This is a genomic window from Streptomyces sp. A 4/2 (assembly GCF_940670765.1).
Taxonomy (GTDB): domain Bacteria; phylum Actinomycetota; class Actinomycetes; order Streptomycetales; family Streptomycetaceae; genus Streptomyces.
The window spans coordinates 1-24,406 of record NZ_CALNVW010000062.1 but is presented as its reverse complement, the minus strand read 5'-3'; the positions used below and the strand labels follow the sequence as shown (position 1 = coordinate 24,406).

The 24,406-nt window shown below is 71.4% G+C and carries 21 protein-coding genes and 1 riboswitch; of the genes, 5 read left to right on the top strand and 16 right to left on the bottom strand.

All coding sequences use genetic code 11. The annotated features are described in order from the left end of the window. Positions 1 to 530: 530 nt before the first annotated feature. Complete coding sequence (locus NBY69_RS36075) at positions 531 to 1,913, bottom strand: peptidase C39 family protein (RefSeq protein ID WP_250306507.1); 1,383 nt, start codon at positions 1,911 to 1,913, stop codon at positions 531 to 533. Between the two features lie 172 nt (positions 1,914 to 2,085). Here NBY69_RS36075 and NBY69_RS36070 point away from each other — a divergent pair, with 172 nt between their 5' ends. Then, complete coding sequence (locus tag NBY69_RS36070; protein ID WP_250306506.1) at positions 2,086 to 2,667, top strand: hypothetical protein; 582 nt, start codon at positions 2,086 to 2,088, stop codon at positions 2,665 to 2,667. 434 nt (positions 2,668 to 3,101) lie between these two features. Further along, positions 3,102 to 4,979: an AAA family ATPase gene (locus NBY69_RS36065; RefSeq protein WP_250306505.1), complete on the top strand. Its 1,878-nt coding sequence runs from the start codon at positions 3,102 to 3,104 to the stop codon at positions 4,977 to 4,979. Positions 4,980 to 5,070: 91 nt separating this feature from the next. Here NBY69_RS36065 and NBY69_RS36060 read toward each other — a convergent pair whose 3' ends face one another. The 11 genes from NBY69_RS36060 to NBY69_RS36010 all read right to left on the bottom strand — a co-directional run bounded on the left by NBY69_RS36060 (position 5,071) and on the right by NBY69_RS36010 (position 15,116). Beyond that, positions 5,071 to 6,171: a hemolysin family protein gene (locus tag NBY69_RS36060; protein ID WP_250306504.1), complete on the bottom strand. Its 1,101-nt coding sequence runs from the start codon at positions 6,169 to 6,171 to the stop codon at positions 5,071 to 5,073. Continuing rightward, positions 6,168 to 7,511 (bottom strand): hemolysin family protein, encoded by a 1,344-nt coding sequence (locus NBY69_RS36055; RefSeq protein ID WP_250306503.1) that lies wholly within the window; start codon positions 7,509 to 7,511, stop codon positions 6,168 to 6,170. Before NBY69_RS36055 ends, NBY69_RS36060 begins: the two co-directional genes overlap by 4 nt. A gap of 188 nt (positions 7,512 to 7,699) precedes the next feature. Further along, a complete protein-coding gene (locus tag NBY69_RS36050) occupies positions 7,700 to 8,146 on the bottom strand; it encodes a PH domain-containing protein (RefSeq protein ID WP_250306502.1) in 447 nt (148 codons plus the stop codon). A 23-nt stretch (positions 8,147 to 8,169) separates the two neighbouring features. Then, a complete protein-coding gene (gene hisG / locus NBY69_RS36045) occupies positions 8,170 to 9,018 on the bottom strand; it encodes an ATP phosphoribosyltransferase (protein WP_250306501.1) in 849 nt (282 codons plus the stop codon). 64 nt (positions 9,019 to 9,082) lie between these two features. After that, positions 9,083 to 9,355, bottom strand: a complete 273-nt coding sequence (locus NBY69_RS36040) for a phosphoribosyl-ATP diphosphatase (RefSeq protein WP_250306500.1) — start codon at positions 9,353 to 9,355, stop codon at positions 9,083 to 9,085. Positions 9,356 to 9,389: 34 nt separating this feature from the next. Continuing rightward, positions 9,390 to 9,875, bottom strand: coding sequence for a 6,7-dimethyl-8-ribityllumazine synthase (gene ribH / locus NBY69_RS36035; RefSeq protein ID WP_250306499.1), 486 nt, complete (start codon positions 9,873 to 9,875; stop codon positions 9,390 to 9,392). A gap of 20 nt (positions 9,876 to 9,895) precedes the next feature. Next, positions 9,896 to 11,179 carry a bifunctional 3,4-dihydroxy-2-butanone-4-phosphate synthase/GTP cyclohydrolase II gene (locus tag NBY69_RS36030; protein WP_250306498.1) on the bottom strand — a complete coding sequence of 428 codons (1,284 nt, stop codon included), beginning with the start codon at positions 11,177 to 11,179 and terminating at the stop codon, positions 9,896 to 9,898. Continuing rightward, complete coding sequence (locus tag NBY69_RS36025) at positions 11,176 to 11,829, bottom strand: nicotinamide mononucleotide transporter family protein (protein WP_250306497.1); 654 nt, start codon at positions 11,827 to 11,829, stop codon at positions 11,176 to 11,178. The genes NBY69_RS36030 and NBY69_RS36025 overlap by 4 nt, the downstream gene beginning before the upstream one ends. Continuing rightward, positions 11,826 to 12,467, bottom strand: a complete 642-nt coding sequence (locus NBY69_RS36020; RefSeq protein WP_250306496.1) for a riboflavin synthase — start codon at positions 12,465 to 12,467, stop codon at positions 11,826 to 11,828. Before NBY69_RS36020 ends, NBY69_RS36025 begins: the two co-directional genes overlap by 4 nt. A 5-nt stretch (positions 12,468 to 12,472) precedes the next feature. Next, positions 12,473 to 13,519, bottom strand: coding sequence for a bifunctional diaminohydroxyphosphoribosylaminopyrimidine deaminase/5-amino-6-(5-phosphoribosylamino)uracil reductase RibD (ribD, locus tag NBY69_RS36015; RefSeq protein ID WP_250306553.1), 1,047 nt, complete (start codon positions 13,517 to 13,519; stop codon positions 12,473 to 12,475). Between the two features lie 182 nt (positions 13,520 to 13,701). Continuing rightward, positions 13,702 to 13,831, bottom strand: a riboswitch (FMN riboswitch). A 112-nt stretch (positions 13,832 to 13,943) separates the two neighbouring features. Continuing rightward, positions 13,944 to 15,116: an ROK family transcriptional regulator gene (locus NBY69_RS36010; protein ID WP_250306495.1), complete on the bottom strand. Its 1,173-nt coding sequence runs from the start codon at positions 15,114 to 15,116 to the stop codon at positions 13,944 to 13,946. A gap of 118 nt (positions 15,117 to 15,234) precedes the next feature. Between NBY69_RS36010 and NBY69_RS36005 the strand changes: the two genes are divergently transcribed. Next, on the top strand, positions 15,235 to 16,449 hold the full coding sequence (locus NBY69_RS36005; protein ID WP_250306494.1) for an MFS transporter: 1,215 nt from the start codon (positions 15,235 to 15,237) through the stop codon (positions 16,447 to 16,449). Between the two features lie 71 nt (positions 16,450 to 16,520). On the opposite strand, the gene NBY69_RS36000 is transcribed toward NBY69_RS36005, so the two are convergent. Together NBY69_RS36000 and NBY69_RS35995 are read right to left on the bottom strand one after the other, a co-directional pair. Continuing rightward, on the bottom strand, positions 16,521 to 17,810 hold the full coding sequence (locus NBY69_RS36000) for an alginate lyase family protein (protein ID WP_250306493.1): 1,290 nt from the start codon (positions 17,808 to 17,810) through the stop codon (positions 16,521 to 16,523). A gap of 516 nt (positions 17,811 to 18,326) precedes the next feature. Then, entirely contained in the window at positions 18,327 to 19,712 is a 1,386-nt protein-coding gene (locus NBY69_RS35995) for a uracil-xanthine permease family protein (protein ID WP_250306492.1), read from the bottom strand. A 376-nt stretch (positions 19,713 to 20,088) separates the two neighbouring features. Between NBY69_RS35995 and NBY69_RS35990 the strand changes: the two genes are divergently transcribed. Beyond that, entirely contained in the window at positions 20,089 to 20,967 is an 879-nt protein-coding gene (locus NBY69_RS35990) for a DUF5995 family protein (RefSeq protein ID WP_284350326.1), read from the top strand. Continuing rightward, on the top strand, positions 20,909 to 21,841 hold the full coding sequence (locus NBY69_RS35985) for an LLM class F420-dependent oxidoreductase (protein ID WP_250306491.1): 933 nt from the start codon (positions 20,909 to 20,911) through the stop codon (positions 21,839 to 21,841). The genes NBY69_RS35990 and NBY69_RS35985 overlap by 59 nt, the downstream gene beginning before the upstream one ends. A 77-nt stretch (positions 21,842 to 21,918) precedes the next feature. Here NBY69_RS35985 and NBY69_RS35980 read toward each other — a convergent pair whose 3' ends face one another. Further along, complete coding sequence (locus tag NBY69_RS35980) at positions 21,919 to 22,881, bottom strand: GNAT family N-acetyltransferase (RefSeq protein ID WP_250306490.1); 963 nt, start codon at positions 22,879 to 22,881, stop codon at positions 21,919 to 21,921. Beyond that, on the bottom strand, positions 22,878 to 24,406 hold a 1,529-nt coding region (locus NBY69_RS35975; RefSeq protein ID WP_250306489.1), incomplete at its 5' end, for a peptidase C14. The genes NBY69_RS35975 and NBY69_RS35980, both read right to left, overlap by 4 nt.

The window sequence follows — 24,406 nt, the reverse complement described above, 5'->3', positions numbered from 1 at the left end:
CCGCCAAGGGGTGGCACCCGTTGCCGGGGCGGACTCCCGCGCATCGCCGTCACTGGTTCCTGCCACCGTGGCCACCCGTTTGTCTCGCTGCCGAAGAGAGTCTGATCCTCGCTTCCGTCTGCCGCATCGGTCCGGTGCACGCGGTCGGCTGAGGCATACATCAGTCGCACGGCCCACAAGCGGCAGGTGAGGAGGTCCCGCACGACAGCGGCCGCACCCGCCGGTACCCCGTTTCCGAGAACTCGCGGCACGACGACGGGCGGTCCTCCGTGTCCAGGTCTGCACCGAAAGTCGTGGGCGCGCGTCATCGAGCGACTTGGACTCCTTGAACGCGATCCGCACGACCTGCGTCACAGATGGCCCCCGTTGGTCCACCGTGACCTCGACGAGCGGAGTGTCCAGCCACGAAGTGTCCCGATGGCTCGGACATCGCCCGGTCGAGGTCACGGTGGACGGGTACGGCCACCCCGCACAGGACGGTCAGGAACGCTGCCGTCAGGTCGTCGAGGCAGCCTTCGCGCCGCACATGCTCACAGCAGGCCGAACGACTTCAGAACCCGGTGCTGACTTGGTGCTGGGTTAGCAGGCCAGTAGAGGTAGCAGACACCACCCGTACCGCTTGTGACCTGGCCTTTTGCGTCGTAACGCTTCGTCCGGAGCCAGATGTTCTCCCACTCCGACCGCTTGTAGACGTGCCGTACGGCGTCGTCGTCCGGTGAAGCGGGGTCGTTGGCGATCACATCGCCTTCGGGCGTGAACCCGATCACGGTCATCAGATGGCCGGAGGTCCCGTACCCGGCGCCGGTCAGTTCCTCCTTGAGGAAGGACTGCGAGGTGATCGCCGGGATGCCCGCCCCGATCAGCGTCTCCAGGTCGTCGAGCGAGGCCAGCCGGGTGACCACCGCGCTCATGTCCTGGTACGTCGCGGCGTAGGCGGCGTTGAAGGGCCAGTTCCCGCAGCCCTCGTACTGGTAGTCGTAGGTGTAGCGGGCCGCCTGGCAGACCTCGGGGTCGGCGTACGACGGATCGATCCAGGCGAGGTCCTGGGCGCTGGGCCCGCGCCCCCAGTACTTGATGATCATCGAGGACGAGGTGGGGCTGCACCATGCCTCTCCGCCGTTGTCGTACTCGGGGTACTGACCGGCGTGCACGTTCTGCGAGAAGCGGGGGACCGTCAGCTCGCGGGCGAGCCGGGGCACCGAGGCCGGGACGGTGAAGCGGTCCGGGATGTCGGAGGCCATCGCGCCGAGCCGCCAGACCGTGGGGGTGAGCCGGGTGCCCGGCTTGCGGTAGAGGGTCAGCCGGAGCCGGTACGAGACCACGCGCAGCCCGCTCGCGGCGTCGTCGATGGAGAACGTGTCGGTCCAGACGGAGCTCTTGCCGTCGCTCTGGCCGTCGACGGAGGTACGCCGGATGTCCCCGTCGCCGGACGCCCAGCGGCCCATCACGTACCAGGGGGTCCGCCCGCCGCCGGCGTAGTCGCCGCACAGTTCGACCTGGAGCCAGGTCCCCTCCGGGGTGTGCGCGTTCCAGGAGGCGATGACCTCGGTGGCCGGGACGCGGGAGCGGTGGACCGGCGAGGTCCAGGTCGCGTACTCCCAAGTGGCCGTCTGCTGGGTGTGCGGGTCGGTGTAGTCGGTACGGCCGGCCGGTGCGCCGATGGTGAGCCCGGGACGACGTCCCGCGACGGCCCTGGTCCCGGCGGCGTCGCCGGAGCGCCAGTCGGTGGAGGAGGTCCAGACGCCGTTGTCCACGAGCGGGCGTGCCGGAGCTCCCGCGGCTGCGGACGGAGTGTCGGACGGCGGGGCCGCAGCGGCGGCGGGAGCGACGGAAGCGGCGGATGCCGCCGCAGTGCCCGCAGCGGCCGCGAGCGCGGCGGCGAGCACGGTTCTGCGCGGAGTGGAACTGGTCACAGTGGTGGACCCCCAGTCGAGTACGGATGGGGCGGCAGGTGCACGACAGTGGGCCAACTATCGCGGCTCCCGACGGTTTTCTGCCAGTGATTCCCCTCGCGTCCTGCCACCAATATTGGTATCGACCACTGACGTGACCTGCATCGGGGCCCGCTGCTCCTAGGCTGGCCCCATGAAAGACCTCGACCGCCTCGCCGCCGCGATCCGTACGCTGCCCGTCTCCTGCGGGCCTGTGCGGCTGGTCGCCGTGGACGGCCACGCGGGCTCGGGGAAGAGCACCTTCTCGGCCAAGCTCGCCGGTGCGCTCGGTGGCGCGCCCGTACTGCATCTGGACGATCTGGCCACCCACCAGCAGTTGTTCGACTGGACGGACCGGCTGCACGCCCAGGTGATCGAGCCGTTCACCCGCGGTGCACCCGCGCGGTACGCACCGTACGACTGGACCCTGCGCGACTTCGGCCCGGAGCGGACCATGGACCCCGCTGACGTCGTCGTTGTCGAGGGGGTGGGCGCCGGGCGCCGGGCGCTGCGCCCGTATCTCGCGCGGCTGCTGTGGATGGACCGGCCCGCCGGATCCTCCTGGTCGCGGGGGCGCCACCGCGACGGGCCGGCGCTGGCGGACTTCTGGGACGGCTGGACCCTCGCCGAGATGCGCCACTTCGCCGGCGACCCTTCCCGGCCATTCGCGGATGTGATGGTCCGTGAGTGCAAGGAGGGATACGAGTGGTTCCAGGCCCCTGCTGTGACAGCGTGAGCGATCCGGTCCGTCACCGACCGTAGCGATCTCTCCGCGTCACTCGCGCCCGGCGCAAAACCACCCTCCCAGTGCGCCAACTCCGCTTGACCCAGGGCCCGTACAGGTCTTACGTTCTCAATGTGCGGCTTTTCGGAGCCGCCGCAGACGCGAAGCCCCCGGTTGTTCCCCCGTGATCGGGGGCTTCGTTCTGCCCACTCCGTCCTCAAGTGGACACTCCAGCTCTCCGATCGCTCACCCTCGGTCACCACGGAGCAACGTGTGACGCGCGTCGATCGGCGCTCCGCCGCCCTTCGGTCCACGGCCTCTGCGCAGGTACGATGCCCTATGGGCGGCACCGGTCAATTCCCGTCCGCTGCACAGCGGTTCACAGGCCGCAGGACGCTCTCGGCGCCCGGCGGCACGGTACGGGGGCACGGTCTGTGGGGGACGTGATGGATTTCGGCATGCAGGGCTCGCACGCCCCGGCCGATCTCGCCTGGCTGCGAGGCGTGGACGCCTACACGATGGGCGCGTATCCGCAGGCGGAGGAGGAGTTCAGGGCCGCGGTGCGGCTCGATCCGGGGATGGCGGACGGCTGGCTGGGGCTGCACGCGCTGCGGGTCGACACCACGACCGCACTCCTGCGGATGTTCCGCCACCGGGAGCGCTTCGGCGAACAGCGCGGCAGACTGCGCCGCACCCTCAACTCCTGGTACTGGCTGGGCTGGTGGGTGCAGCCGGTGCTGGAGAGCCCGCGCGATCTGCTGCTCGCGCACGCCTCGCACTGGCTCGACGGCCGCCACGTGCCGGAACTCGACCGGGCGCTGGCGGGGCTGCCGCCGGTCGACACGGACCCGCAGGTGCGGTTCCTGCACGCGTGTCGCGCGTACCTCGCCAAGGACTGGGAGCGGCTGGTCCGGCACACCGCCTCGCTGGTCGACGACCCGGTGCTCGGGATCGAGGCGGGCCTGTTCGGCGGGATGGCGCGGGTACGGCTGGAAATGTACGGGCAGGCCGAACCGCTGCTCTCCGCCGCCCTGATGCGCTGCCGCAGCGAACAGCCGCAGCGCAAGGAACTGCGGTACTGGCTCGCCCGCGCCCACGAAGGCACCGGCCGCAGCGCGGCGGCGCTGCCCCTGTACCGGGCCGTGCACCGGGTGGATCCTGCGTTCATGGACACCGCGGCGCGGCTGGCGGCCATCGCCGAGGGCGACGGGTTCGACGACTCGGTGGACTACGCCGCCGTGTCACTGACCGGGTTCGGCCAGGACACGGTGGACGGCCAGAGCGAGGGTGTGGTCCTGGAGAGCGACCTCACCGAGGGCCGGGAACTGCGCCTCGGCAACGACCCGCTCGGCGCCCCCGCGGCGCCCGATCCCGTACGGAACAGGGAGGCCGTTCCGGTGGAGCCCTTCCCACCGGAGCTGCCGACCGGCCCCACCGATCCGGAACTGCTGGCCAGGGCGCTGGCCGAGCTGGAAGGCATGGTCGGCCTCGAACCCGTGAAGCGTCAGGTCAAGGCGCTCTCGGCGCAGCTCAACATGGCCCGGCTGCGGACCGGCCAGGGGTTACCCGTCCAGCCGCCGAAGCGGCACTTCGTCTTCTCCGGGCCCTCGGGGACCGGCAAGACGACGGTCGCACGCATCCTGGGGCGGGTCTTCTACGCGCTGGGGCTGCTCGGCGGTGATCATCTGGTCGAGGCCCAGCGGGCCGATCTGGTGGGCGAGTTCCTGGGCCAGACGGCGGTCAAGGCGAACGAACTGATCGACTCGGCGCTCGGCGGGGTGCTGTTCGTCGACGAGGCGTACAGCCTCTCCAACTCCGGCTACAGCAAGGGCGACGCGTACGGCGACGAAGCCCTTCAGGTGCTGCTGAAGCGTGCCGAGGACAACCGCGATCACCTCGTCGTCATCCTGGCCGGCTACCCCGAGGGCATGGACCGTCTCCTCGCCACCAATCCGGGCCTGTCGTCCCGTTTCACCTCCCGCGTGGACTTCCCGAGCTACCGGCCGCTGGAGCTCACCTCGATCGGCCAGGTGCTGGCAGCCGAGAACGGGGACGTCTGGGACGAGGAGTCCCTCGACGAACTGCGCTCGATCGCCGGGCACGTGGTGGACCAGGGCTGGATCGACGAGCTCGGCAACGGCCGCTTCCTGCGGACGCTGTACGAGAAGAGCTGCGCGTACCGGGACCTGCGGCTGTCGGGATACGCGGGAACACCGGACCGGGACGATCTGTCGACCTTGCGGCTGCCGGACCTGATGCAGGCGTACGGCGAAGTGCTGTCCGGGCGGGGACCGGCGGACCGGCGGGAACCGCCACCGCTCTGAGTGGGAACGGGAGCGGCACACGCTCCGGGCCGTACGGGCCCGGACCGGCCGTGCCGTGTCCGGGCCCGTACGGGCGGTCGAGGGGCGGGGGCTACCCGGCCAGGGCCTGCTCGCTGCGCAGCGTGCGCGGCTCCGACACCCGGGCCAGCGGGCCCGGCTCGACCCCGCGGTGCGCCGGGTCGCGTACCTCACCGACCAGCATCTCCAGCACGTCCTCCATCGCCACCAGGCCGAGCACCTTGCCCGACCCGTCGGCGACCTGGGCCAGATGGGTGGCCGCGCGCCGCATCACCGTCAGCGCGTCGTCCAGCGGCAGCTCCGCGCGGAGCGTGGCCATCGGACGCCAGATCTGCTGCGGCACCGCGCGTTCCCGCTCCTCCAGGTCGAGAACGTCCTTCACGTGCAGGAAGCCCATGAAGGCGCCGCCGTCCGCGCACACCGGGAAGCGCGAGTAGCCGGTGCTGACGGTCAGTTCCTCGATCTGCCGGGGGGTGACCGAGGGGGCGACCGTGACCAGTTCGGCGCGGGTGATCAGCACGTCGGAGATCGGCCGGCTGCCGAGCTCCAGCGCGTCCTCCAGGCGTTCCTGCGCCTCCGAGTCCAGCAGCCCGGCCTGGCCCGAGTCCTCGACGAGCCGGTTGAGCTGCTCGCTGGTGAAGACGGCCTCGACCTCGTCCTTCGGCTCGACGCCGAAGACCTTCAGTACGAGACGGGCGCAGGAGCCGAGTGCGACGGTCACCGGACGGCACAGCCGGGCGAAGCCGACCAGGCCGGGACTGAGCCAGAGCGCCGTCTTCTCGGGGGCGGCCATGGCCAGGTTCTTCGGGACCATCTCGCCGATGACGAGGTGCAGCGAGACCACCAGGGCGAGGGCGATGACGTAACCCAGCGGATGGATCAGGCCCTCGGGCAGCCGGGCCGCCTCGAAGACCGGTTCCAGGAGCCGGGCGACGGTCGGCTCGGCGACCGCGCCGAGCGTCAGTGAGCAGACCGTGATGCCGAACTGTGCCGCTGCCATCATGCGGGGCAGGTTCTCCAGGCCGTACAGCACCTTGCGGGCCCGCGCCGAGCCCTCGGCGGCGAGCGGTTCGACCTGGCTGCGGCGTACCGAGACGAGGGCGAACTCGGCGCCGACGAAGAACCCGTTGGCGAGCACCAGAAGGACCGCGAAGAGGAGTTGGAGGACGCTCATCGCACACCCTCCAGGACCCCGGCGGGCACATCCGCGGTGCGGACCAGCCGCACCCGCTCGGCCCGGTAGCGCTCGACCCTGCGGACCGAGAGCCGCCAGCCGGGGAGTTCGGCCCGGTCACCGGGGACGGGGATGCGCCCCAGCAGATCGGCGACCAGCCCGGCCACCGTCTCGTACGGCCCTTCGGGGACCTCCAGCCCTATCCGCCGCAAGGTCAGGACCCGGCAGCTGCCGTCGGCCTCCCAGGCCGGGTTACCGTCCTCGGCCGGGGCGGGTGACAGCTCGGGCCGGGCGGCGTCCGCGCCGTCGTGCTCGTCCCGGACCTCGCCGACCAGCTCTTCGATGATGTCCTCAAGGGTGACGACCCCGGCGGTGCCGCCGTACTCGTCGACCACCACGGCGATCGGCTGCTCGGTCCGCAGCCGCTCCAGGAGCTGCTGCACGGGCAGGGTCTCGGGCACCAGGAGCGGTGCGACGGCGACGCGTCCCACCGAGGTCCGGTGCCTGTCGTCCGGTGCCACGGCGAGGGCGTCCTTGAGGTGGACCATGCCGACGATCTCGTCGATGCGCTCCCGGTAGACGGGGAAGCGGGAGAGGCCGGTGGCCCGGGTGAGGTTGAGTACGTCGGCCGCGGTCGCCGAGTACTGGAGTGCGCTGACCTTCACCCGCGGTGTCATCACGTGCTGGGCGGTCAGCCGGGCCAGGGACAGGGTCCGTACGAAGAGGTCCGCGGTGTCCTGTTCCAGCGTCCCGGCCTCGGCCGAGTGCCGGGCCAGTGAGACGAGCTCACCGGGGGTGCGGGCCGAGGCCAGCTCGTCGGCGGGCTCGACGCCCAGCGCCCGGACCAGCCGGTTGGCGACGGTGTTCAGCAGGGTGATCACCGGCCGGAACGCGGTCGAGAAGCGGTGCTGGGGGCCGGCGACGAACCGCGCGACCTGGAGGGGCCTGGAGACCGCCCAGTTCTTCGGGACGAGTTCACCGATCACCATCTGCACGGCGGCGGCGAGCATCATGCCGAGGATCACGCTGATGCCGGACACGGCGCCCTCGGGCAGCCCGGTGGCGGCGATCGGTCCGTCGAGCAGCTGGGCGAGCGCGGGCTCGGCGAGCATGCCGACCACCAGTGAGGTGATGGTGATGCCCAGCTGGGTGCCGGAGAGCTGGAAGGAGAGTTCCCGCAGGGCCTTGACGACGGTACGGGCCCGCCGGTCGCCTTCGGCGGCGGCGCGTTCGGCGTCCGGCCGCTCCACGGTGACGAGGCCGAACTCGGCCGCGACGAAGAATCCGTTGGCGAGAATCAGAAGGAAAGCTGCACCGAGGAGCAGCAGAGGGATGGTCATGCCGCCGCCTCCAGGAGGGGGGCGGCGTACGTACTACCGGATGATCCGTCCATTGCTGGAAGGAATCACTCCTCATGTCGCAGGGGTGCCCCGCGGACCGCGAGGGTCACAGGTGCGGGGCGGGGCGCGCTTGGCGCCCCGCCCCAGAGTAATCAAACAGCGGCCGTTAGCGGCAGTGGAGCAGCGCCCTACCCGGCGTGCGCACCGTGGGACTCCGCGAGTGCGCGCAGCGCGCGGGCGTCGCGGATCGCCTGGGCCTTGCCGATGCCGGGCTGGATACCGAGGGCCGGGAGGCTGGTGCCGTCGCTGAGGTCGAGAAAGACCCAGGCGTCACCGGGGCGGAGGTTGACCCGCAGGATCTCGGGCCAGGCCAGCCGGCGCCGGGAGGTGAGATTCACGACAGTGACCCCGTCCGCGTCGGCGACGACCTTGGGGCGGCTGAGCAGTGCCAGTACACCGAAGAAGATCAGCGCGGTCAGGATGAAGCTGGCCCGCTCCCCCGGAGTCAGTGTCTCCAGGATCAGGGAGATCACCGTGAGGACCACGAACAGGACGGTCCCCACGCTCAGCAGCACCACCCGGGTGCGGGTGGGCCTGAAGGTGACCGGGAGGGCGGGGAGTTCGGCGGCGGTCATGATCCGTGGGTCCTTCGGGCTGGTCAGAGGCGGCAGGCGTGGATGGCCGTGGTGAGGATGGCGCGGGCGCCGAGGTCGTACAGATCGTCCATGATCCGCTGGGCTTCCTTCGCGGCGACCATGGAGCGGACGGCCACCCAGCCCTCGTGGTGCAGCGGGGAGATCGTCGGTGACTCCAGGCCGGGCGTGAGGGCCACGGCGCGCTCTAGGTGCTCGACCCGGCAGTCGTAGTCCATCATCACGTAGCTGCGGGCCACCAGGACGCCCTGGAGGCGGCGGAGGAACTGCTGCACCTTCGGCTCGTCGGCGGCGGCGCCGACCCGGCGGATGACGACGGCCTCGGACTTCAGGATGGGCTCACCGATGACTTCGAGTCCGGCGTTGCGCATCGAGGTCCCGGTCTCCACGACGTCCGCGATGACCTGGGCGACGCCCAGTTCGATCGCCGTCTCGACGGCGCCGTCGAGGTGGACGACGGATGCGTCGATGCCCTGGTCCGCGAGGGCCTTGGCGACGATTCCCTCGTACGAGGTGGCGATCGTCATGCCGCCGAAGTCCGCGGGACCGTTCGCGGTACCGGGCTTGGCCGCGTACCGGAAGGTCGAGCGGGCGAACCCGAGCTGGAGGATCTCCTCGGCATCGGCCCCGGAGTCCAGCAGCAGGTCGCGGCCGGTGATGCCGATGTCGAGCTTGCCCGAGCTGACGTAGATGGCGATGTCGCGCGGGCGCAGATAGAAGAATTCGACCTCGTTGACGGGGTCGACGAGGACGAGTTCCTTCGACTCCTTGCGCTGCTGGTAGCCGGCCTCATGGAGCATCGCCATCGCAGGCCCGGAGAGTGAACCCTTGTTGGGTACGGCGATGCGCAGCATGAGGTCGGCTTCCTTTGTGCGGAGGGAGTCTTGGGGTCTTCGGAGTGATGTGCGGAGGTGCTGCTCAGAGATGGGCGTAGACGTCGTCGAGTGAGATCCCGCGGGCGACCATCATCACCTGGACGTGGTACAGCAGTTGCGAGATCTCCTCGGCGGCGGCTTCCTTGCCCTCGTGTTCGGCTGCCATCCAGACCTCGGCTGCCTCCTCGACGACCTTCTTGCCGATGGCATGCACGCCCTTGCCCACCAGTTCGGCGGTGCGGGAAGTGGAGGGGTCGCCGGTGGCGGCCTTGAGCTGGAGCTCGGAGAAGAGCTCTTCGAAGGTTTTGTTCGCCATGATGCTGCTAAGAGTACGGGGTCCGGGTCCGCACTCAGCGCCAGGGTTCGCTGACGGTGCGCAGTGTGGTGGCGGTGGCGACGGCCGCGGTGACCGCTTCGTGCCCCTTGTCCTCCCGGGAGCCCTCCAGGCCCGCCCGGTCCAGGGCCTGCTCCTCCGTGTCGCAGGTCAGGACGCCGAAGCCGATCGGTACCCCGGTCTCGACGGAGACCTGGGTGAGGCCGCCGGTGACGCCCTGGCACACGTACTCGAAGTGCGGGGTGCCGCCCCGGATGACCACGCCGAGGGCCACGATCGCGTCGTACCCGCGGCCCGCGAGGACCTTGGCGACCACCGGGAGCTCGAAGCTGCCGGGGACCCGCAGCAGGGTCGGTTCGTCGATGCCCAGGTCGCCGAGGGCGCGCAGCGCGCCGTCGACGAGGCCGTCCATGACCTTCTCGTGCCACTGGGCCGCGATGACGGCCACGCGCAGGTCGCCGCAGTTCTTCACGGTGAGTTCGGGTGCGCCCTTGCCGCTCATGTCTCTCCCTCTGCCTGTACTTACTGGTTGCCGCAGGCGGACGTGGTGTCCAGCCAGGGCAGGTCGTGTCCCATCCGGTCGCGTTTCGTCCGCAGGTACCGGAGGTTGTGCTCGCCCGCCTGGACGGGCATCGCCTCCCGGCTGTTGACCTTCAGGCCGTGCCGGACGAGTGCGGCGGTCTTCTCGGGGTTGTTGGTCATCAGCCGCACGCTGTGGACGCCGAGGTCCACCAGGATCTGCGCGCCCGCCCCGTAGTCACGGGCGTCGGCGGGCAGCCCGAGTTCCAGGTTGGCGTCCAGGGTGTCCCGGCCCCGCTCCTGGAGTTCGTAGGCACGCAGCTTCGAGAGCAGCCCGATGCCGCGCCCCTCGTGACCGCGGAGGTAGACCACGACGCCGCGGCCCTCCTCGGTGATGCGCTCCATGGAGGCTTCCAGCTGGGGGCCGCAGTCGCAGCGCAGCGAGTGGAAGATGTCCCCGGTGAGGCATTCGGAGTGGATCCGGACGAGGACGTCGTCGCCGTCGCCGATGTCGCCGCGTACCAGGGCGACATGCTCGATGCCGTCGGCGACCGAACGGTAGCCGTACGTGGTGAACTCCCCGAAGGACGTGGGGAGCTGGACGGTGGCCTCACGGCGGACGGTCGGCTCGGAGCTGCGGCGGTAGGCGATCAGGTCCTCGATGGAGATGATCGTGAGGCCGTGCTTACGGGCGAACGGGATCAGTTCCGGCAGCCGCAGCATCACCCCGTCCTCACCGGCGATCTCGACGATCGCACCGGCGGGGCGCAGGCCCGCGAGCCGGGCGAGGTCGACGGCCGCCTCGGTGTGACCGTTGCGCACGAGCACCCCGCCGGGCCTGGCGCGCAGCGGGAAGACGTGTCCGGGGCGTACGAAGTCGCCTGCGCCGGCCCGGCCGTTCGCGAGGAGCCGCAGGGTGGTGGCGCGGTCGGCGGCGGAGATCCCGGTGGTGACGCCGTGCGCGGCGCTCGCGTCGACGGAGACCGTGAAGGCCGTCTTCATCGACTCGGTGTTGTGCGCGACCATCTGCGGGAGGTCGAGCCGTTCCAGCTCGCTGCCCTCCATGGGCGCGCAGATCAGTCCGCGGCACTCGCTCATCATGAACGCGACGATCTCGGGGGTGGCCTTCTCGGCGGCGATGACGAGGTCGCCCTCGTTCTCGCGGTCCTCGTCGTCGACGACCACGACGGGGCGGCCCGCGGCGATGTCGCGGACGGCCTTCTCGACGGGGTCGAGAGAGAGGTCCTCGGCGTTGTCGGTCGAGTACCGGACGGGTTGGGCAGTCATACCGCTGCTCCTTCCAGGGCGGGCTCGGCAGTCGTACGGGAACGGAGCCACCAGTCGCGCATGCCCCACAGGACGAGCGCGAAGTAGACCACGTAGACCAGGCCGGAGAAGGCCAGGCCGCTGTGGAAGGCGAGGGGGACGCCGACGAGGTCGACGAGCAGCCACGCGAACCAGAATTCGACGAGTCCGCGTGCCTGGGCGACCATCGCGACCAGGGTGCCGACGAAAATGTAGGCGTCGGCCCACGGGCTCCAGGAGAGCGTCGGGAAGGCCAGGAACAGTCCGGCGACGGCGAGTGTGCCGACCACCGCGCCGCCCAGCAGCAGGCCGCGCTCGCGCCAGGTGGCGAACCGCACGGCGATGCTGCCGTCCTGGGCCTGCCGCCTGCCCTGTGTCCACGCCCGCCAGCCCCACAGCGCGATGCCGATGACCAGGAGCTGCTTGCCGATCCCGCCGCTGAGGTGGGCGGAGTAGTAGGCCCCGACCAGGACGACCCCGGACAGGAACTGCGCGGGCCAGGTCCATATGGAGCGGCGCCAGCCGAGGGCCAGGGCGAGCAGGCCGATCGTGTTGCCGATCATGTCGGACCACATGATGTGCTGCCCGAAGACGGCGAACGCCTCGGTGTTCAGCCAGGACAGGGCGGTCACTTCGACGGCTCCCCGGTCCCGGGATCCCCGGGCGTGGGCGCGGGGGCCACGCCGGCCCCGAGCAGCCGCTCGACGTACTTGGCGAGTACGTCCACCTCCAGGTTGACCGGTTCGCCCGGCTGCTTGATGCCGAGCGTGGTCAGCGCGAGGGTGGTCGGGATGAGGCTGATGGTGAAGTAGTCGGGGCCCGCGTCGACGACCGTGAGGCTGACGCCGTCGACGGTGATGGAGCCCTTCTCGACGACGTAACGGGAGAGACCCTCGGGGAGGGAGATCTTCACGATCTCCCAGTGTTCGGAGAAGGTGCGCTCGACGATGGTGCCCGTGCCGTCCACGTGCCCCTGGACGAGGTGTCCGCCGAGTCGGCCGCCGAGCGCCATGGGCCGTTCCAGATTGACCCGGGAGCCGACGTCGAGCGCCCCGAGGCTGGAGCGGTTGAGGGTTTCGGCCATGACATCGGCGGTGAACGCGCCGCCGCCGAAGTCGACCACCGTGAGACAGACGCCGTTGACGGCGATCGAGTCGCCGTGCTTGACGTCCTCGGTGACGACCGGTCCGCGCAGGCGGAAGCGGGAGGCGTCGCCGAGGTGCTCGACGGAGGTGACCTCACCCAGTTCTTCGACGATTCCGGTGAACACGGCGCTCAGCGCTCCTTCGGGGTGGCGGTGATCCGCAGATCGGGGCCGATGCGGACGGTCTCGCTGACGTCGAGACGCAACGCTTCGGTGAGAGTGGTGATTCCGGCGTCGGCCAGGGCTGCGGGGCCCGCGCCGAGCAGCACAGGGGCGAGGTAGCCGATGACCCGGTCGACGGCGCCCGCCGCGACGAAGGCCCCGGCCAGCGTCGGCCCGCCTTCGAGGAGTACGGAGCGGACGTCGCGCGCGTGGAGTGCGGCGAGGAGCGCCGGGATGTCCAGCCCCTGCTCGGTGCGCGGGAGGCGTACGACGTCCGGCAGGTCGGTGGTGACGTCGTCGGCGACCGCGACGAGGGTGGGCGCGGCGTCGTCGAGGATCCGTGCGCCGGCCCGGACCGCGGTGCCGTTGGTGTCGACCACCACCCGCAGCGGCTGGCGGGTGCCGTCGATGCCGCGGACGGCGAGGTGCGGGTCGTCGGCGCGGGCCGTTCCGGAGCCGACCACGACCGCGTCGGATACGGCCCGCAGCCGGTGCACGTCGGCGCGGGACTCCGACGAGGTGATCCAGCGGCTGGTGCGGTCGGCTGCCGCGATCCGGCCGTCGAGCGTCGCCGCGTACTTCCAGGTGACGTGGGGGCGGCCGAGGCGTACGGAGGTCAGCCAGGCGGCGTTCCCCGCTTCGGCTTCGGCGGCGAGGACACCGGCCGTGACCTCGACCCCGGCCGCGCGCAGGGTGTCGCCGCCACCGGTGGCCTGCGGATTCGGGTCTCCGACCGCGTACACGACACGGGCGATCCCGGCGTCGACGAGCGCCTGGGCGCAGGGGCCGGTGCGGCCGGTGTGGTTACAGGGTTCGAGGGTGACGAAGGCGGTGCCGCCGCGTGCCCGGCCGCCTGCGGCGGTCAGTGCGTTCACCTCGGCGTGCGGGCCGCCGGCCCGCTGGTGGAAGCCCTCGCCGACGGTCTCGCCCGAGGCGTCGAGAATGACGCATCCGACGACCGGGTTGGGGCTGGTGGAGCCGAGTCCGCGCGCGGCGAGCCCAACGGCCCGGCGCATGGCATTCACTGCCTGCGCGGATGGTGCGGCTGCGGTGGCCACCGGGTCTCCTGCCTCTTCGGGCACGGACTCCGGGGCCTGTCGATGACGACAGAGAGAGCGGAACACACGGGGACGCCGAGGCCGGAAAAGGAGTACGCCCGAAGGACGTACCACCGACTGCGACGTACCTGTACGGCCCGCCGCGCACTGCCTCCCATCCGGACTTTCACCGTCGGTCCAGGAGTTTCACCTGGTCAACCGGCCGCTGGATGCGGACGGGTCGCGGACTATACCGCCGGTTCGGAATTACACCGACCCCGGAGTGCGCTGCTGCTGATACAGAACAAGTCTGCCACGTCCGGCCGTCGGCCATGCGGGGACCCTGCTGTGGGCTGGCTCACAGGGAGGCGACACGCGGTCACGGCCTGTGCGGAGCTGCCGGTCAGCCGCTGAACAGTTCGTCCTGGGCGGCGTCGCGTGCGGTCAGCAGGGCGCCGCGCAGCACGGCGCCACCGCCGAGCGTCCCCGCGCGTACTTCCGTGCGCAGCGGGGAGAGCAGGGCCACCCGGCGTTCCACGCGGGTGGCGAACGCCGCGCCCCCGGCACGGCCGACCTCGCCGCCGAGCACCACACAGCCGGGGTCGAGCACAGCGGCGACGGCGGCGACACCGACGGCGATCCGCGCGGCCAGCGCCTCCAGGAAGTCCTCGCCGCGCGGCCCGGCCGACGGCGCTTCCCGTACGGCGGCGGCAGCGGCCGGTTCCTGCGGCCGCGGGACCGCGTCGATGCCGTGCCGGGCGGCGAGCGCGCAGATTCCCGCGCTGCCCGCGAGCGCGTGGAAGCCCTCGTCGCAGCCGGTGGCCGACGGGAGTCCGCCGGTGCCGGGTACGGGGAGGAAGCCGAGTTCCCCGGCGCCGCCGGAGGCCCCGCGGCGCACCTTCCCGTCGAGGACGACGGCGGCGCCCACCCCGTCGCCCAGCCACAGCAGGAGGAAGGTGTCGAGTCCGCGGGCCGATCCGGTGCGCTGCTCGGCGACGGCCGCCAGGTTGGTCTCGTTCTCCACGAGGACGGCGGCGGGCAGGCGCTCCTGGAGCGCGCCGACGAGCCTGCGGTGCCAGGCGGGCAGGCCGGTGGTGTCGCGCAGTTCACCGGTGGCCGGGTCGATCAGGCCGGGAGCGCCGATGCCGACGCTGTGCAGGCGGGCGGCGCCCGCCTGCCGCGCGGTGCGCTCCAGCAGTGCCACCGCCTGTTCGACGGCGGGTTCGGTGCCGGTGTCGTGGCCGATGGGCAGCGTGGCCTCGGCGAGGGTGGCGCCGAGCAGGTCGGTGACGACGACGGCGACGCTGCCGGTCCGTACGTCGAGGGCCGCGAGATGGGCGCGGTCGGCCACGATCCCGTAGAGCCGCGCGTTCGGCCCGCGGCGTTCCGCGCCCACCTCGCCGACGACGGAGATCAGTCCGGCCCCCTGCAGCCGCTCCACGAGGTCGGCGACGCTCGGACGGGAGAGGCCGGTCAGTGTCTTCAGCTGACCGGCCGTCAGCGGGCCTTCTCCCTGGAGCAGATCGAGGGCGACCCGGTCGTTGATGGCCCGAGCGGTGATCGAGGATGCGGGCATGCCTGGATCCTTCCAGATCTATTTATCAGGCAGGTTCCCTGATAGTTTACGGTGCGCGTTCGGGGCCCGCTCCCCGATGCCGCGGAAACACCAGGGATACGACGCTCGGGGAGGGCGCATGGCCGGGGACACGGGCTTCAGTCCGCAACGCTTGAAACGGGCTCGGTACGCCCTGGCCGCGGTGTTCTGCGTGCACGGCGCGGTGACCGGCAGCTTCGCCACCCGGATCCCGTGGATCCAGGACCACATCGGGGCGAGCGCGGGACAGCTCGGCCTCGCGCTGGCCTTCCCCGCGATCGGCTCGTCCCTGCTGATGCCGGTGTCCGGGGCCATCAGCCACCGCTTCGGTGCACGCAACGCGCTGCGCGGGCTGCTCGCCCTGTGGACCCTCGCGCTGGCGCTGCCCGCGTTCGCACCCAATCTGCTCACCCTCTGCGCGGTGCTCTTCGTCTACGGCGCCATGGCGGGCACGTCGGACGTGGCGATGAACGCCCTCGGCGTCGAGACCGAGAACCGGCTCGGCCGGTCGATCATGTCCGGGCTGCACGGCATGTGGAGCGCGGGTGCGCTGATCGGGTCGGCCGCGGGGACCTTCGCGGCGCACCTGGGCGCCGATGCCAGGCTCCACCACTGCATCGCCGCCGTGGTGCTGACCGTGCTGGGGTTCGCCGCCTGCCAGGGCGTACTCGATCTGCGCAGTACCCACGAGGAGCCGTCGCCGCCACGGTTCGCCCTGCCGCCCAGGTCGGCGCTGATCATCGGCGCGGTCGGCTTCTGCGCGGTCTTCGCGGAGGGCGCGAGTCTCGACTGGTCCGCGGTCTTCCTGCGGGACACCCTCCACACCTCGGCGGGGCTGGCCGCCGGGTCCACCACCGCACTCGCCCTCACCATGGCGGTGGCCCGGCTCGCCGGGGACCGGGTCGTCGACCGGTTCGGCGCGGTACGCACGGTGCGCGCGGGCGGGGTGCTGGCGACGCTCGGCGGTCTGCTGGTGGTCCTGGCGCCCAACCCCCCGATAGTGATTGCGGGGTTCGCACTGATCGGTCTCGGGGTCGCGGTCGTCGTTCCGCTGGCGTTCGCCGCCGCCGGACGCAGCGGCCCCAACCCGAGCCAGGCCATCGCGGGCGTCGCCACCATCACGTACACCTCGGGACTCGTCGCGCCGTCGGCGATCGGCGGGATCGCCAACGCCACCTCTCTGGTGGGGTCGTTCGTCCTGGTGACGGTGCTCGCCTTCGGGCTGGTGCTGGGCGGCGGTGTGCTGCGCTCGGCGGGCCGGGTGGCGGCGAAGGCGGATTCCACGGGCGCGGAGGTTCCCGGGCCACTGAGCTGAACCGGTCGGCGGGTGCGGCAGGACCCCCGGGGCTCCTGCCGCACCCGTCGCAGAAGTACATCCCTGCGGGTTCAGCCCGCGATCGAGTCCAGCTGCTCGGCCGCCGGGCGCAGCGCCCACAGGTCCCCGCCGGGCGGCGCCTGGAGTTCCGGCAGCGCGGCGCGGGCCTCGGCGTCCCCGGCGTCGGCGGCGGCGTGCACGATGTCGCTCGCGGCGTACCGGTAGAACTCCAGCTCCGGGTAGGGCCAGTCGGCCTTGCCCGTGGCGGCGGGCAGCAGCAGGTCGACCGCCTTGAACAGACTCTGCCCCTGCGGACCCCGGTAGCCCCAGAGGTCCACCCCGACCTGCTTGCCGATGGCCGCGAGCCGGGTGTAGGCGACCAGGTCGAAGGTGGAGTAGTGCCAGCTGCGGGTCCGCGCGAGCTCCTGCGGCTGGGTGCCGTCGCCCGCTATCTGGGCGTCGATCCGCCTGGTACGGGAGTCGAGGACGACCTTGCGGGCGAGCGCCCGGTCACCGGTGGTCAGTGCCAGTCCGGCGACCTGCATGTCCATGAAGGTGCCGTGGTTGTTCTCGGCCGCCGACTCCTGCTTGCCGAAGTCGGAGTCGACCAGCCAGCCCAGGAAGTCCTTGTTCCAGGCGGACATGCCTGCGCTGTCACTCCTCGTCCAGCCGGGCGCACCGGTGTCGAGGAGCGCGACGGCGTCGACGACGCTCGTGTACTGCTGGGAGAAGTCGATGATTCCGATCGCCCTGCCGTCGTACTTGCAGGGGATGAACTGCCCGTGGTCCAGGTTCGGATTCATCCGGGTCGCCGGGTCGACGAACCAGGTGCGCAGGATCTCGGCGGCGTGCTCCGCGTACGCCTTCCTGCCCGTGTAGTACCAGGCCAGGCTGAGGGAGGTGACGGAGTTCATCACCTTGCCGACGTCCGGGCGGTCGGTCCCGGTGTCGACCTCGGGGTTGCGTTCGCCGTCGCGCTGGACGTACGGGCAGCCCCAGGGGTTGTCGGCGGTCTTCGGCTGGGAGGGCCACCAGTAGGGCGCCTGGCTCAGGTAGTCGTGCGGATCCCCGCCGGGCGCGGGCTTCGGCTTGTCGACGACCGTCCACGGCCCCTGTCCGAGCCAGCTGTCCGCCGTCGCGGTCAGCTGCTTGAGCGACTTACGGAGTGCCGGGTCGCCGTGGTCGAGACGGATCCGGGCCTGCTGGAGCCGTTTGCCGTCGATCACGGACGTCCGGGGAACCTTCGGCGTGGGGCTGTGCCGCGGGGCCGCAGCGGAGGACGCGGCCGGGACGAGCACGGCGGCGACGGTGGCCGCGGCGGCGATCAGGGCACCCAGACGTCGGCGGGATCTTCCGTTCATTGGAACGCTCCCATCAGATATATGAACTGAGTTCATAAGCGAGACCGTGCGAGCGTAGAGGCGCCTGCTCCGGCTGACAATGCTCCGCGCACGATTCACGGATGGGATCCTGACCGCCTCACCGGACCCGTGGATCCGACCGGCAGGGGCGCGTCATCGAAGGCGGGGTCGACCAGCGAGGGTGCGTCATCGAAGGCGAGGCCGCGCAGCGCCGGGGAACGATTCGCGCGCAACGGGGTGACTCGTACGACTCGCCGTCAGGAGCCTGCCGGGGAGCGGACATTCGGGCCCCGGGCGGCCGAAGTCCCTTGCTTACGGGCAGAGTTCTGCCCCATCGGCACGGCGTCCCGGAGGTTGCCCCCGCAGGAGGACCGGGGTGTCCGGGGCGGACGCCGGCCGGAGCTTGATGTCGCCACGGCTGCGCGCGGGGCTGTCGGCACACGCGGCTGACCGACCGCGGCGCCGACACCCCGCGTTCGGCACCCCGCGCTCGGCACCCCGCGTTCGGCACCGGCCCTACTCGGTCCGCTCCGTGCCGTCGCCGTAGCCCGCGGTCCCGCCGTCCAGCAGCGGCGGCTGCGGCGTACCGGCCGTCTTCGAGAGCCAGCGCAGGGCGTGGTAGCCGGTCAGTACGGTGATGGTGCCCAGGGAGATACCGCTGAGGACGAAGTTGTCGGTGATCTTCAGCGAGACGTCACCCACGCCGATGACGACCCCGGCCGCGGCGGGGACCAGGTTCAGCGGCTGGGAGAAGTCGACCTTGTTGCGGATCCAGATCTGGGCGCCCAGCAGGCCGATCATGCCGTAGAGGATCACGGTGATTCCGCCCAGTACGCCGCCCGGGATGGCGGCGACCAGCGCGCCGATCTTCGGGCAGAAGCCGAACAGCAGGGCGAAGCAGGCGGCTGCCCAGTACGCCGCCGTGGAGTAGACCTTCGTCGCCGCCATGACGCCGATGTTCTCCGCGTACGTCGTGGTGGCCGGTCCGCCGAACCCGGTGGACAGCATGCTCGCCGCGCCGTCCGCGATGATCGCGGCGCCCATCTTGTCGTCCAGCGGGTCGCCGGTCATCTCACCGACGGCCTTCACGTGTCCGGCGTTCTCCGCGATCAGCGCCACCAGCACCGGCAGCGCGACCAGGATGGCCGCACCCGAGAAGTTCGGCGCGTGGACGTGCGGGAGGCCGATCCAGTCGGCATGGGCCACGTCGGAGAAGTTGATGCGCCAGTGATCGACCGTCCGGCCCGAACCGTCCGGGGAATGGATCTTCCCCGTCGTACGGTCGAGGACCCAGGACAGTACGTAGCCCAGCAGCAAGCCGAGGAAAATGGCGATCCGGGACCAGAAACCGCGCAGCACCACGAGGGCCAGGCCGGTGAAGAGCATGGTGGCCAGCGCGGTCCACTGGTCCTGCGGCCAGTACGTGGACGCGGTGACCGGCGCCAGGTTGAAGCCGATGAGCATGACGACCGCGCCCGTCACGGGCGGTGGCAGCACGGCATGGATGATCCGCGCCCCGACCACCTGCACCGCGATGCCGCAGCCCGCCAGGCAGGCGCCGACGACGAACATCGCGCCCGTCAGGGTCCCGGCGTCCCCGCCCTGCCCCGCGATGACGGCGGAGACCCCCACGAACGAGAGGGAGGAGCCGAGGTAGCTCGGCACGCGTCCCCGCGTCGCCAGCAGGAAGATCGCGGTGGCCACGCCGGAGGCCATGAGGGCCAGACTGGGGTCGAGGCCCATGAGGACCGGCGCGACGAAACACGCACCGATCATGGACACCACGTGCTGGGCGCCGAGCCCGATCGTGCGGCCCCAGGTCAGCCGCTCCCCCGGCTTGACCACCTCTCCCGGCCCCAGGTGCTTGCCGTCACCGTGCAGCTTCCACCCGAAGCCCGCCATGGCCACTCTCCAGTTCCTCGCTCGCTTCGCACAGGCGGAGCCGCATCGTCCCTACCCACCGACCGCCACGCGTGCGAACCGGCCCGCTCGTAGGTCGAAGCGGGTCCGGACGCAGGTCGAAGGGCACGCGGCTCATCCGCCACGTCGACGATCAGAAGGACTCATTAATATCCGAACGGCCGGCTGCCGACCAATCCGGTACGAGGGGGCAGACGAGTGATCGTGCCGGCTGCGGGCGTACGGCGCTGCCGCGCGCCTGTCCCGGCAGGGCCGGAGGACCCGCGAAGTCCACCGGGGCGGTCCGCCGCCTCCCTCGTTCTGAGGAAGTCCGGTGCTGACCGCGTCCGGCGGGAGTGCCGGGTGCCAGGCTGCCTCCATGGCGCAGACGGAACACTTCGCAGCCCGCTCGGCCCGCAGCGGACCGCCGGTCGACGGACTGTCGGTCGACGGACTGTCGGTCGACGGCCCGCCGGTCGACCGGCTGTCGGCACGGATGCGGGCGGTCGGTGCGTCGTGGCCTCCTGCTGACGGTGTCGCGGTCTTCGACGGGATGTACCGGAGGTGTCTGACAGCCGCCCAGGAGAGCGTCGGACACCAGCGCGGCACAAACCAGCGCGGCGGGCGACGGCACGGCGGGCAGCAGGCGTTCACCGATCCTCGCTGTGCGTCGACGCTCGACGTGGTGTTCGCCGGGCGGTATCTGGCGGCGGTCGACGCGGTGGCCGACGGGCGCCGGCCGCCCGCCTGCTGGCGCCCGCTCTTCCAGTACCGGCACCACCCCGGTGTACGCCCGGTGCAGTTCGCGCTCGCCGGGCTCAACGCCCACATGGGGCACGACCTGGCACTGGCCGTCGTCGACACCTGCCGCCTGCTCGACTGCGGACCGGACGACCTGGAAGGGGACTTCGACCGGGTGGGCGAGACGCTCGTGCTGCTGGAGGAGCGGATCCGCGAGGAACTGCTATCGGGGCCCGGTCTGCTGGAGATCGTCGACCCGCTCACCCATCTGATCGGCTCGTGGAGTCCGGAGCGGGCCCGCGACGCCGCCTGGTCGGCGGCCAGGATTCTCTGGGAGCTGCGGGAACTTCCGGTGCTGGCCGGAGAGTTCACGGAGAGGATGGACGCGGACGCCGGCCTGGTCGGCCGGTGCCTGCTCACTCCCCTGCAGCAACCTCTCGCGACGAAGGAGCACACGAATGGCGATCCCGCTCGGTCTCGGACTGCCCCAGATGAAGCAGTACGCCATCGGCCGTGACGTGCCCGCAGTCGCCCGCGCCGCCGAAGAGACCGGCTACGAATCCCTGTGGGTGTTCGAGCGGATCCTCTTCCCGGAGCCCGCGACACAGGGTCTGTACGGCATACCGGGACTGCCCTGGCCGGACCACTACCGCTCGGTGGCCGACCCGTTGGTGACCCTGACACTGGCTGCCGCGGCGACCGGACGCGCCCGGCTGGGCACGAGTGTGCTGGTCGCACCGCTGCATGTGCCCTTCCAACTGGCCCGTTCACTCGCCTCGATCGACGCGGCAAGCGGCGGCCGGGTGGTGGCGGGGATCGGCACGGGCTGGTCGAGCGACGAGTACGCGGCGGCCTCGGTGGCCCCGTTCGCCAAGCGCGGGGCGTTCCTGGACGAGCTGCTGGATGTGTTCCAGGCGGTGTGGGGCCCCGACCCGGTGTCGTACGAAGGGGAGTTCACGACCATCGCGCCCTCGGTGGTCGGACCCAAACCGGCCAGGCCGATCCCGGTCCATCTGCCGGCCAGCGGTCCGCGTGCGACGCGGCGGCTGGTCGATCGCGCGGACGGCTGGATACCGGTCGCCATGGGCCCGGCCCAACTGGCCGATGACTGGCGGAAGGTGCAGGACCTGGCGGCCGAGCGGGGCCGGGAGCGTCCGCTCGCCGTGACGGTGCGCCTCAACGCGAGCCACAGCGCCAAGCCGTACGACGGCGACGACCGCAAGCCGTTCCAGGGCAGCACGGAGCAGATCGTCGAGGACCTCGCGGCCCACGCGGAGGTGGGGGTGGCGAGCGAGTTCCTGCTCGACCTCCAGGGCACCATGCGGGACGCGCAGGAGCTGACGGACGTGGCCGCCGAGGTGTACGCGGCAGCGCGCGCGGCCGGGGTCTGACCCCGACGAGGGCCCGTCCGGTCTGATGGGGCCTGCCCGACCCGGCTGTCCTCGCCGGTCCGGCAGGCCCCCCGGGGTCAGAACGAATCGCCGTACCAGTACGTCGCTCCGGCCGCCGTGACCGTTTCGCGGATCGCTTCGGGCGTGCCCGTGAGGGGACGGGTCATGCCCACCCACTCCTCGTGCGTCCGCGCGTCGCTGAGCAGCCGGGGCAGCGCGGCCCGGCTGTCGGGGGTGTCGGGCAGCCGCACGCGGGCGACGGTCAGTCCGTCCGCGCGGGCCCGGTCGCCGACCGCGGCGAGCAGTTCGCCGAGCGCCTCTCCGGGGTCGGCGGCGAGCGCGCACTCCGTCACCGCCACGGCCGGTGCCGCCGCCGCGTCCCGCTGGGCGACGTACCGGGCGACGATCCACCCGACAGGGTCGCCGGACACGGGGTCCTCGGCGATCAGCGCGTGCGTGTCCCGTCCGTACCAGGCGGGGACGCGGACGGCCCAGTCCTCGGGGGTGCGTACGGAGGTGAGGGGCCGGGTCGCGTTGTACACCGCGTGCAGTGAGGCCACCGCGGGCAGGTCCTCGGGGAGCGCCGGCCGGATCCGGAACCGGGGTGCGGCGGCAGTGGTAGCCGGAGCGATGGTGCCCTCCGCGTAGGTCCTGCGGAACTCCTGCCATCCCGAGCTCCGGTAGACCCCCGGGGTGCCGGTGAACAGCAGCGACCAGGCGCAGCCGTCCGCCCTCATGACCTGTTCGGCCTCGACGAGGAGCCGGCGCACCAGGCCCTGCCCCCGGGCCTCGGGCCGGGTGGCGACGCTGCCGATGCCGCCGACCCGTTGCGGGGTGCCGTACGCGTCGCGGATCAGCCGTGGCACGTACACGACGACCGCGTCGATCCCGCCGTCCGTCTCCGCGACGAAGGTACGCCGGTGCCGGTCGGCGTCCATGGTGTAGAGGTCCGGGAGGTGCGAGGCGGCGAAGCACTGGTCCCAGAGCGCGAACAGGGCGGGTTCGTCGGCGGCGGTGGCCGTCCGGAATGTCGTGGTCACAGGGTCAGGTTTCCATCCGTGCGTGCCGTGCCGCCGTTCGCCGGCATGGCGGTGCGACGGGTGCCCTGCTCCACACAGGAGGTGTGCAGAGCGGAATCGAGGGCGGCGGGGAGCAGATGCAGCGTGCCGCCGGTGAAGCGGCACCCCGTCGCCGCGTAGTGGTTGGTGCCGTCCTGGATCCGTACATGGGCGGTGCCGGCGCCGCTGGTAGTGCTGCTGACCGCCGAGAGGTCCCAGATGACGGTGCCGCTGCCCGCGGTCCGGCCGAGCAGGGCCCCGGCCTTGTTGGTGCCGGTGAGGCGGGCACCGCCGGTGACCGTGATGCGCTGGTCACGTGCGGCGCTCAGCTCGATGCCGGTGTCCGTGTACGTACCTCCGTCGATCCGCAGGTCGGCCGAGCCCACGGAGAGCGGGGCGGCGCCGTCCGTGCCGGTGAGCGTGCAGTCCGTGAAGTGCACCGGGCCGGCGCCGCGCAGGACGGCTCCGTCGAGCCCGGTGAAGGTGCAGCGGACGAAGTGGACCGGCGCGGTGACCGGAGTCTGCACGAGGACCGCTTCGGCGGGCGGCTCGAACGAGCAGTCACTGATGACCGTGGGGCGGGTGGAGCGCGCGGAGCGCTGAGCGACCGCGAAGGTCTTCGCGGTGCACCCGCGCACCTGGGCGCCGTCGGCGTTGACGGTGAGGGTGCCCGCCTGGTCGAACGTCGGACGGGCGATGACCGTGACGTCCTCAAGGGTCAGATCGGTGATCTTGGTGTTGGCGGTGAACCAGGAGCAGACATGTCTGCGTACCGTGATCCGCTTGGCGGATATTCCCCACTGGGCGCCGGAGTTGGCGATGTCCATGAGCCCGGAATTGCCGTCGAAGAGCAGATCGTGCTCGTACTGGCCGTGCGTGGTGAAGGGGTTGCCACCCTCGTCGTCGCCGTCGCCGTGGCAGTTGACCACCGTGCAGTAGGCGGAGGCGGTGAGGTCGTTGAGGTGGCGGACATTGCTGGTGGTGCAGTCGGCGACCCGGCCGTAGAGGCAGTAGATCTGCTGGGTGAGATAGCCCGCGCCGCCGTACATCACGGTGGGCGGGTTCTTCAGCGAACACTCCTCGGTACGGAAGCGGGTGCACCAGCGCCGCATGATCACCGGCCAGAACGTGCCGGTGGCGTGGATGCCCGAGACGTCGCAGCCGACGGCGTACTCGTAACTGACCGGGTGCGAGCCGGTGTACTCGTCGTCGCCCGCGCCCTCGAAGAGCATGTTGCGGACATGGGTGTCGCGCACCGGCTCGACGCGGGTCCAGGTGAGGGTGCGGCCCGCGGCGAGTTCCCAGCCGTTGAGGTAGCCGACCCGCACGTGGGTGGCGTCGATGATCTCGGTGATCTCGACGAGCTTCTGGAGCTCCCGCTCGTCCCCGCCGCCGCCCTCGACCGGGGCCACCTGCACGGCCCACCACTGGCCGACGGTGAAGGCCTTGGCGTCGGGGACCGGGAAGTTGTCGGTGAGTTCGATGACCTTGCCCGGGAGGGCGTACG

Bases quoted from the DNA above. Each gene is read 5' to 3' on its own strand.
- NBY69_RS35995 (WP_250306492.1), bottom strand. From the start codon at position 19,712: ATGGCGGGCTTCGGGTGGAAGCTGCACGGTGACGGCAAGCACCTGGGG.
- NBY69_RS36070 (WP_250306506.1), top strand. From the start codon at position 2,086: ATGAAAGACCTCGACCGCCTCGCCGCCGCGATCCGTACGCTGCCCGTC.
- NBY69_RS36000 (WP_250306493.1), bottom strand. From the start codon at position 17,810: ATGAACGGAAGATCCCGCCGACGTCTGGGTGCCCTGATCGCCGCCGCG.
- NBY69_RS35990 (WP_284350326.1), top strand. From the start codon at position 20,089: ATGGCGCAGACGGAACACTTCGCAGCCCGCTCGGCCCGCAGCGGACCG.
- NBY69_RS36050 (WP_250306502.1), bottom strand. From the start codon at position 8,146: ATGACCGCCGCCGAACTCCCCGCCCTCCCGGTCACCTTCAGGCCCACC.
- NBY69_RS36060 (WP_250306504.1), bottom strand. From the start codon at position 6,171: ATGAGCGTCCTCCAACTCCTCTTCGCGGTCCTTCTGGTGCTCGCCAAC.
- NBY69_RS36005 (WP_250306494.1), top strand. From the start codon at position 15,235: ATGGCCGGGGACACGGGCTTCAGTCCGCAACGCTTGAAACGGGCTCGG.
- NBY69_RS36040 (WP_250306500.1), bottom strand. From the start codon at position 9,355: ATGGCGAACAAAACCTTCGAAGAGCTCTTCTCCGAGCTCCAGCTCAAG.
- NBY69_RS36055 (WP_250306503.1), bottom strand. From the start codon at position 7,511: ATGACCATCCCTCTGCTGCTCCTCGGTGCAGCTTTCCTTCTGATTCTC.
- NBY69_RS36030 (WP_250306498.1), bottom strand. From the start codon at position 11,179: ATGACTGCCCAACCCGTCCGGTACTCGACCGACAACGCCGAGGACCTC.
- ribH (WP_250306499.1), bottom strand. From the start codon at position 9,875: ATGAGCGGCAAGGGCGCACCCGAACTCACCGTGAAGAACTGCGGCGAC.
- NBY69_RS36065 (WP_250306505.1), top strand. From the start codon at position 3,102: ATGGATTTCGGCATGCAGGGCTCGCACGCCCCGGCCGATCTCGCCTGG.
- ribD (WP_250306553.1), bottom strand. From the start codon at position 13,519: ATGCGCCGGGCCGTTGGGCTCGCCGCGCGCGGACTCGGCTCCACCAGC.
- NBY69_RS35985 (WP_250306491.1), top strand. From the start codon at position 20,909: ATGGCGATCCCGCTCGGTCTCGGACTGCCCCAGATGAAGCAGTACGCC.
- NBY69_RS36010 (WP_250306495.1), bottom strand. From the start codon at position 15,116: ATGCCCGCATCCTCGATCACCGCTCGGGCCATCAACGACCGGGTCGCC.
- hisG (WP_250306501.1), bottom strand. From the start codon at position 9,018: ATGCTGCGCATCGCCGTACCCAACAAGGGTTCACTCTCCGGGCCTGCG.